Raw genomic sequence first — 7,138 nt, 5'->3', positions numbered from 1 at the left:
CGCCTCGCGGCAGCGCCGGGTGCGCTACCTGCAGGCCGACGGCAGCGCAGGCGCCGGCACCGGCCCCGACACAGGGATCGACGCGTTCTGGGGCATTGCCGCGGAAGTGCCGGTGGAGATCGGCCTGAACGGCCGGCCCTGGACGGTGATGATGGCGACCCCCGCCGACCTGGAGGATTTCGCCACCGGCATCGCCGTCACCGAGGGCCTGCTGGCCGACCCCAGGGCGATCCAGGGCATCGCCATGGTGGCGCGCGACCGCGGCATCGCGCTGGACCTGCAGGTCGACCCCGCGGCCCTCGCCGCCCTGCCGGCGCGCAGCCTGGAGGGCCGCACCGGCTGCGGCCTCTGCGGCCTGGAACGGCTGTCGCAGCTCGCCGCGCCGCAGGCCGGGGCGGCGCCGCCGGCACTGCCGGACCTGGCGGCCGTCGCCAGGGCCTTCGCCGCGCTGGAGGCTGCGCAGCCGCTGAACCGCGCCACCCGCAGCGTGCATGGCGCGGCGTTCTGTGCGCCTGACGGCGCGATCCGCCTGGTGCGCGAGGATGTCGGCCGCCACAACGCGCTGGACAAGCTGCTCGGCGCCCTGCTGCGCGGCGGCCTCGACCCGGCCGCCGGTTTCGTCGCGATGACCAGCCGCTGCTCCTTCGAACTGGTGCAGAAGGCCGCCCGGGTCCGTGTGCCGCTGCTGGCCACCGTCTCCGCCCCCACCGGGCTGGCGCTGGAGGTGGCGGCCCGCGCCGGCCTGACCCTGGTCGCGCGCGGCCCGCAGGGCACCCTGGTGGCTTTCGACCCCGATGAGGGAGCGCCCGATGCGCGATGAGGACCTGATCCGCATGGCCAACCAGATCGCCGCCAATTTCGAGGGCTATCCGGCCGACGAGGCCCGCGCCGGCCTGCTCGACCATCTGCGCAAGTTCTGGGACCCGCGCATGCGCGCGCAGTTCACCGCCATGGCGGCAGCGCAACAGGCGGCGCTGCACCCGATGGCGGCGGCCATCGTGGGGGAGCTGCGCCAGCCGGCGTGATGGGCGGAACTGGCAAGGATTGCCAGTTCGGATATCCTTCCGGCCGGGAGTGGATGCCAGCAATGCCGACCCGAGACGTCAATCTCACTGCCGAGCAGGATGCCTTCGTGGAGCAGGTTGTCCGCGTCGGCAGGTACCAGAATGCCAGCGAGGCTGTGCGGGACGCCCTGCGCGGCCTGCAGCATCGCCTCGCGACAGAGGAACTGCAGCTTGAACGCCTGCGCGGCCAGGTGAAGGCCGGCACCGACGCCCTTACCCGCGGCGATTTCGTCGAAGTCGACGAACGGGACCTCGACTCCCTCCTGGACCGTCTGGCAACCCACGAGACCTGAGAGGTGCCGGCCTATCGGCCGTCGGGACCCGCAAGGGCCTGCGTGATCCGATAGAGCAGAGTGCGCATGTCGGACCCGGCTGACCCTTGGCCGGGCACCGTGCCTGTGGTTCGGTAGCGATCCGTCCACCGGGGAGAGACGCCATGGCTTCCGACCATATGTCCTACGTGCAGCTGCTGCCCTACCTGCTGGCTTTCCTGCCCTTCGCGATCGGCAACTGGTTCCTCGCCCGGGCGGTGGGGCAGCCGCGGATCCTCTGGGTGATCCTCAGCCTGGTGCCGATCCTGAACCTGTTCTTCCTGTACGACGTCTTCTACACCGTGGTGCTGCAGGTCCTGCGCAGGCTGGACGAGATCTCGCGCCGCCTGGGCGGCGATCCGGCGGCGGCCTGACCGGCGCGCGCACACAGGAGAGAGCCACCATGTTCGGCCTGTTCCGCCAGCTCGGCCGGGCGCGCGAGCTGCGCCTGCTCGACGAGGAACTGCGCGCCGCCGGCCTGCATCCCGCGCTGGTGCCGGAGGCGGTGAAGATGACCATGGTGCGGCTGATGAAGCAGGCCGGCGGGGTCGACCGCGCCGCCTGTGCCGCACACGCCGTGCTGCTCGCCGATTGCCTGACGGGGGCGGAGGCCTTCGTGGAGCTGGTCCAGGGCGCGGAACTCGCCGAAGGCGCGGAGCGCCGCCTGGAGGCGGCGATCGCCAGCGGCGACAGCCCGGACGCACAGCTTGTCCTGCTGGCCCTGCATGCCGGCCTGGTCGATGGCGGGGTGATGGACCGCTTCGCCCTGGTGGCGGACTGAGGGCGGGCGGCCGGCCGGGATGAAGCGGCTGGCCTCTGCCCTGGCGGCGACAGCCCTGCTCTGGTCCGGCGCGGCGGCGGCGCAGGACCGCGTCTTCATGAACACCAAGACCCTGGCCGCCTGGTGCGGCGGCGCGGCCGACCCCGACCCGGCAATGGCCTTCGCGCTGGAGCGCGCCTGCCTGGGCGAACTGCGCGGCTTCTTCCTGACGGCGCGGTTCTATGCCGGGCAGGGCGGCGCCGCGCCGCCGTTCTGCGCGCCGCTGGACGTCACCGTGGAGGTGGTGCGCGAGGTCTTCCTGGATTGGGCGGCGGCCCATCCGGGGCTGCTCCACCAGTCGGAGATCCTCTCCCTGCACCAGGCGATGGCGGCGGGCTTTCCCTGCGGGCCGTCCGGCCGGCAGGTGCGGTGACGGCGGGCAGCCGCTCGTTCGGCTGAAACGATCCGGGAGAGTCAGTCATATGCACCCGCAGTTTCCAGCTCCCGCGCCGCTGCCGGCGCGCGGGCCAGGCTGCGGTCCAGGCGTTTGCGCCAGTGCGGCCCGCGGCCGCGGGCATCCTCATAGGCCTCGGCGAGGTCCATGGGCCGGTCGACCGACAGCATGGCGATCAGGATCTGGGCCTGCAGGAGGTCCTTTTGCGACTTGGGGCTGTCGGGCCCCTCGCGCCGCCGATCCGCCACGATCAGCTTGTGGATGGCGAAGCGTTCCGGTCGGGGAACGCGGACGAGCACACCCTCGCGGTAGATGGCCGCCGCATCGAGCGGGTCGGCAATCAGGTAGTTCAGGTGGTGCAATGACTGGGCACCGACCCCCAGCGCCGGCAGGTCGCGGACAGCCTCCTGCTCGTCGAAGGACGGCGTCAGGAATTCTACAAATGTCTCGCCGCTGCCCTGTCGCCAGCGCCAGGTCCGGCCGGGTTCCATGGTGGGCATCGGGGTGAAAGCGAGGTCGTGGAAGACGTCTGCCCATGGCGGGCTGCCTGCGTCGTCCAGCGCCAGGGACAGTTTCTCGAAGCTGGCAATATCTATGTCCCTTGCCGTCGCCGTCTGGTCCATCGCCAGGCGCAGCCCCAGTTCGCCCTCATAGAGCCGGAAGGCAGTGGTGCCGACCAGGGTGCCGCCCAGGCGAAACACGCCTGCCCTTGCAAATGCCGTCGTCAGACTGCCGGCCTTGCCATCCAATCCAAGGAAGCGTTCGCTCCGCAACAGCCCAACGAGGCGTGCCCTCTCGCGTCGCCGTTGCCGGTCGTCCTGGCGAAGCTGCTCGTGCTTTTCGATGCGCTGTCGCAGCGAGGTCGAATCCTCGCCCAGATAGCGTTCGCGGATCGTCGTGCCGACACGGTAACGGTCGTACCAGTACGTTCGCCCGCCCTGGCTGCGCGGCGTCGGGCTGCCGCGCATGTCCGACACCGCATCGTCGAGCAGGAGCGACAGCAGGTCGTGATAGGCCACCTGGGCTGTCTGCGAATGGCGAGCAATGGGCATGAGCGAGGAATACCACACAAATAAAACACTGTGTGGTATTGCGGTGAGACACGGGGATTGCGCAGCAAGATCCCAGGAGCTTCAATGTCGCCAGAATCGAGCGACCTCGCGGAGGCCGGCTGCGCGCCGTTCGAACCAGGGGCGGAGACGAACCCCGCTGCAGGTCTTGACGGCCGGCATCAAGAGACCTGAACTGCAGAAGGAGGCGCAAGAGCCGAAGTCCATCCAACCGGGAGCCGCCTGAGGCCGCCTACAGATGCGGCACTGTCAGGTGAATACCCACTCTGTACACTGAGTCGAGTCGCGAGCATATCCCACGAGTATGACGACAATCTTTCCAGAAACTCATCAAGAGTATACGGTTTATAAGTATAGTTTAAGAAACTATTTATAGAAGAGAACCTGGGCAGATTGGCGGTCATCTCGGGCCAGATGGTCGGTGTTCCGGAAAACGACCCTATGCCAGAAGGCTAAGCACATAATTGCAACCGGGTGAGGCAACGAATGAGGTATGTTATGATATCGGAGGCTGTGGGTGGTCTAATCAATGTTCATGCTCTCCGGCGTTCATCGGCATTGTAGAAATACCGGAATCAGGTGGGTTGATCGCTGACACGAAGCGCTTCCCGTTGTCCCGTACGTTAGGGATCAACCAACTGAGCGCGCGGTCTATTTAGACACTGAAGCGGCTGCCAATGTGGGGTGCACCAAAATGGAGTCAGAAGGGGCGGGCAAAATCCAGCAATTGCGAGATTGTCAGATTTTGTTGATGCACGGATTTGCGAATACACCTGATGAAATGTTGAATCTCCAACGAGAATTTGAAGCGAACGGTATCGAATGTCACAATTTAGTTCTGCCCTATCACCATTCCTGTAGTGAACTAGACGATTTTGATATTGATAAGTTTCTGGTAGAGTTAGAAAAAATGGTAATAAATATAAAAAAAAGTTCTGACAAAGAAATAATTTACATTACAACATCTATTTCATCTTTGGCTATCATTTCTTTATCGGATCGGTTAGGTGTCGATAAGCATGTTGCGATTTCTCCTTTTCTTGGATTATCTTTGCTGGCGGTTGTCGCGCTGAAGGTGGCGGGGCTTTTTCCTCGGATGAGGATACCGCGGCGCGCCACGTTCTGGTTGATTAATACTAGTAAGTCTCAGTTACAGCTTTCACATAGCATTCCTATCGCGTCAATATGTCAGATCCAGGAGAAAGCTAAAAAGATAAGAGAGAGTCAGAATTTTGACCAAAATTTTGTTGTTCTCCATTCACAAGAAGATTTAGTGGCTTCCTATAGGCATTCAGCGAAGTTTTTTCGCCCAAGAATGGGTGTGGGGGATTTCGTCACGCTTGCAGAGGCCCCTCATGTTTGTGCGCATTTAATAAACGCAAAGATTTTTTTGGATCTTATTTCAGAACATTACTGGCCGTTAAATAACAAATTGGAATTAGAGAAATATGACAGTGAGATTCAAAAAGTTTACGAAGAGGTAAGTGAAGAGCATAGATTTTGGTCGGGCAAAATTTTTAATATTGTGATTGGATTTTTGGCTGCTTTCAGTTTTTTGATTTACCAAACTCTCGATATGGTGGTCGCGAAAGATCCAAAAGCTCCTTACTTTCTTCTATCTTATACATCTCTTGTAGGTATATATGTAATACTTGCAAGTCAATACTTTTTTATGGCGAATAGAGCGGTGCAGTTTATGGTGACATTTGTAGAACCATCAATGTTCGCTCCGGGATATAGTCAATTTAAACTAACAAAAGAGGCTTCTGGCCGAGAGTCTCCGCCAATGACATTTGCAACGTCAGTTGTTATATCGATAGTTCCGCTTTGCGTGGCTATATTTTCGTTCTTCTTCCTAATATATGAGTATCATGAGCGCATTGTTGATTTCGGATTCTATGTGGTTAATTCACTTTTGCAATTTTGGACGATCGTAAATGTTTTCCTTGTAACTTTTGCTCTCAGGAACATGAATGGCCTTGCAAAAGTAGCTGTGAGGAGAATTCATGGCCAACCTTTGCCGATCAGACGAACAGTGAATAAATCAAAAATATTGCTGGAATTGTTAATGGTTTCGAAACTCTCCGGCGGATTTTTCAAATGATCAAACGCCATTTCGCATCACGCCAGCATGCGTGTCGTGTAAAATACGGGAAACATAGATATTCTATGACCTTAGAAAAATAGTGTAATTTAGAGCAAATACGTCCGTCAAGAACAGCATCGGTCCATTTTTTGTGAGAACGTAGATCTAGATACCGTTGATGCGGACACTTTAAGAATGATTTGTGACCATATTGACAGATTTTGACCATTTTTTTAGCAGACGATGGAAGATAATAGCCCTTTTGTCATACCCGTTCCCCTGCGTCCCTTGTCGGTTCCGTTTGATTCATGTTTGATCGAACGACGTTCACGCGGCGAATTGGCCAACATTGGTAATGGCCGCGCCGAGAGCGGGGCTCATTGTCGTCGACTCCGGTGGAAACAAGGTCGACAACACCGCCATCTGCGAGACAATGAGCCGTCTGGTTGAAGGCATCAAGAAGAATAGAAAACCCGGCGTCCCAATGTCCGCGCAGGCGAATGCCATTGGCGAAATGAAAGAAGGAAAACCCGCGGTCAATCGTACTAGAAAAATGATCGCACTGGCATACAATGAGCCGAGATGGAAAAATGAGACTCGCTAAAATTGTACGGCATCGGATTTCCGTGATCTAATCTATTTGGAGTGCTTTATTCGAACTGATCGGCGACCGGGCTGCACGCTACCGGCGTTCCGATAGCACGTCCTATATTCCGGATGCGCGGTCCGGGACTTCAGATCCCGAAATTCCCGATGATCACATCGTTCGTGCTGCCGACGCCTTCCAATGTCAGTATCAGATTGTTCGAGACGCTTTCCCAAAGATGGGCGTTCGCGCCATCGGAGGTGAGTGATATCGAGTTGACACCGTTCTCGATATGAATCCGGTCGCCAGCCGTGGCCGAATAATCCATGGTGCGATGGTTACCGTATCCGCCGCCATAGATCATCGCGAAGGTATCGGCGCCGGCTCCGCCTTGTGCCGTGTCTGTGCCACCCATGAATTTAACGATGTCGTCACCGATCCCGCCCTCCATGCTGTCGTCTCCGGCACCGCCGAAAAGCAGGTCGTCGCCGTCGCCACCGTCCAGAACGTCCGATCCCGGGTTCCCGTATATACTGTCGTTTCCGGCACCGCCGGACAGGTGTATATCGTCCCCGCCGCCGCCGACGATCACGTCGTTTCCCAGGCCTCCGGTGAGGGAGTCGACACCATTGGTCCCGATCAGCGTGGCGTTGCCGACACTGTCATCTAGAGCGTTTTGCGCCGAATCTGAATCGTTGGGGATTCCCAGGCTGGCGAACTTGTGATTCAAGATCATGGCTGGTGAAGGAGGCCAGCCATGATGAGCAAAGCTCTATCGATGGACCTCCGCACACGGGTTGTTGCGGC

General features: G+C 59.6%; 10 protein-coding genes. 8 read left to right on the top strand and 2 right to left on the bottom strand.

The window, feature by feature from the left end:
* From fdhD to RLQ26_00045, 6 genes are all read left to right on the top strand, one after another.
* The coding region (gene fdhD / locus RLQ26_00070; GenBank protein MEQ9087122.1) for a formate dehydrogenase accessory sulfurtransferase FdhD at positions 1-820 on the top strand (820 nt) is incomplete at its 5' end.
* Complete coding sequence (locus RLQ26_00065) at positions 810-1,025, top strand: formate dehydrogenase subunit delta (protein ID MEQ9087121.1); 216 nt, start codon at positions 810-812, stop codon at positions 1,023-1,025. The genes fdhD and RLQ26_00065, both read left to right, overlap by 11 nt.
* Positions 1,026-1,087: 62 nt before the next feature.
* The gene (locus tag RLQ26_00060) at positions 1,088-1,357 is read left to right on the top strand and encodes a type II toxin-antitoxin system ParD family antitoxin (GenBank protein ID MEQ9087120.1); all 270 of its coding nucleotides are present in this window, start codon (positions 1,088-1,090) and stop codon (positions 1,355-1,357) included.
* 143 nt (positions 1,358-1,500) lie between these two features.
* Entirely contained in the window at positions 1,501-1,749 is a 249-nt protein-coding gene (locus RLQ26_00055) for a hypothetical protein (GenBank protein ID MEQ9087119.1), read from the top strand.
* A gap of 29 nt (positions 1,750-1,778) precedes the next feature.
* On the top strand, positions 1,779-2,156 hold the full coding sequence (locus tag RLQ26_00050) for a hypothetical protein (protein ID MEQ9087118.1): 378 nt from the start codon (positions 1,779-1,781) through the stop codon (positions 2,154-2,156).
* Between the two features lie 19 nt (positions 2,157-2,175).
* On the top strand, positions 2,176-2,568 hold the full coding sequence (locus RLQ26_00045) for a Rap1a/Tai family immunity protein (GenBank protein MEQ9087117.1): 393 nt from the start codon (positions 2,176-2,178) through the stop codon (positions 2,566-2,568).
* 41 nt (positions 2,569-2,609) lie between these two features.
* Here the strand turns inward: RLQ26_00045 and RLQ26_00040 are convergent, their stop codons facing one another.
* Positions 2,610-3,641, bottom strand: coding sequence for a GSU2403 family nucleotidyltransferase fold protein (locus tag RLQ26_00040; protein MEQ9087116.1), 1,032 nt, complete (start codon positions 3,639-3,641; stop codon positions 2,610-2,612).
* Positions 3,642-4,353: 712 nt separating this feature from the next.
* Here RLQ26_00040 and RLQ26_00035 point away from each other — a divergent pair.
* Together RLQ26_00035 and RLQ26_00030 are read left to right on the top strand one after the other, a co-directional pair.
* Entirely contained in the window at positions 4,354-5,763 is a 1,410-nt protein-coding gene (locus RLQ26_00035) for a hypothetical protein (GenBank protein ID MEQ9087115.1), read from the top strand.
* 337 nt (positions 5,764-6,100) lie between these two features.
* Positions 6,101-6,349, top strand: coding sequence for a hypothetical protein (locus RLQ26_00030; GenBank protein ID MEQ9087114.1), 249 nt, complete (start codon positions 6,101-6,103; stop codon positions 6,347-6,349).
* Positions 6,350-6,479: 130 nt separating this feature from the next.
* Here the strand turns inward: RLQ26_00030 and RLQ26_00025 are convergent, their stop codons facing one another.
* Positions 6,480-7,061 carry a calcium-binding protein gene (locus RLQ26_00025; GenBank protein ID MEQ9087113.1) on the bottom strand — a complete coding sequence of 194 codons (582 nt, stop codon included), beginning with the start codon at positions 7,059-7,061 and terminating at the stop codon, positions 6,480-6,482.
* Positions 7,062-7,138 lie beyond the last annotated feature (77 nt).

Source organism: Alphaproteobacteria bacterium (genome assembly GCA_040220875.1).
Classification (GTDB): domain Bacteria; phylum Pseudomonadota; class Alphaproteobacteria; order JAVJVX01; family JAVJVX01; genus JAVJVX01.
This window is presented reverse-complemented; position numbering and strand designations above follow the sequence as displayed.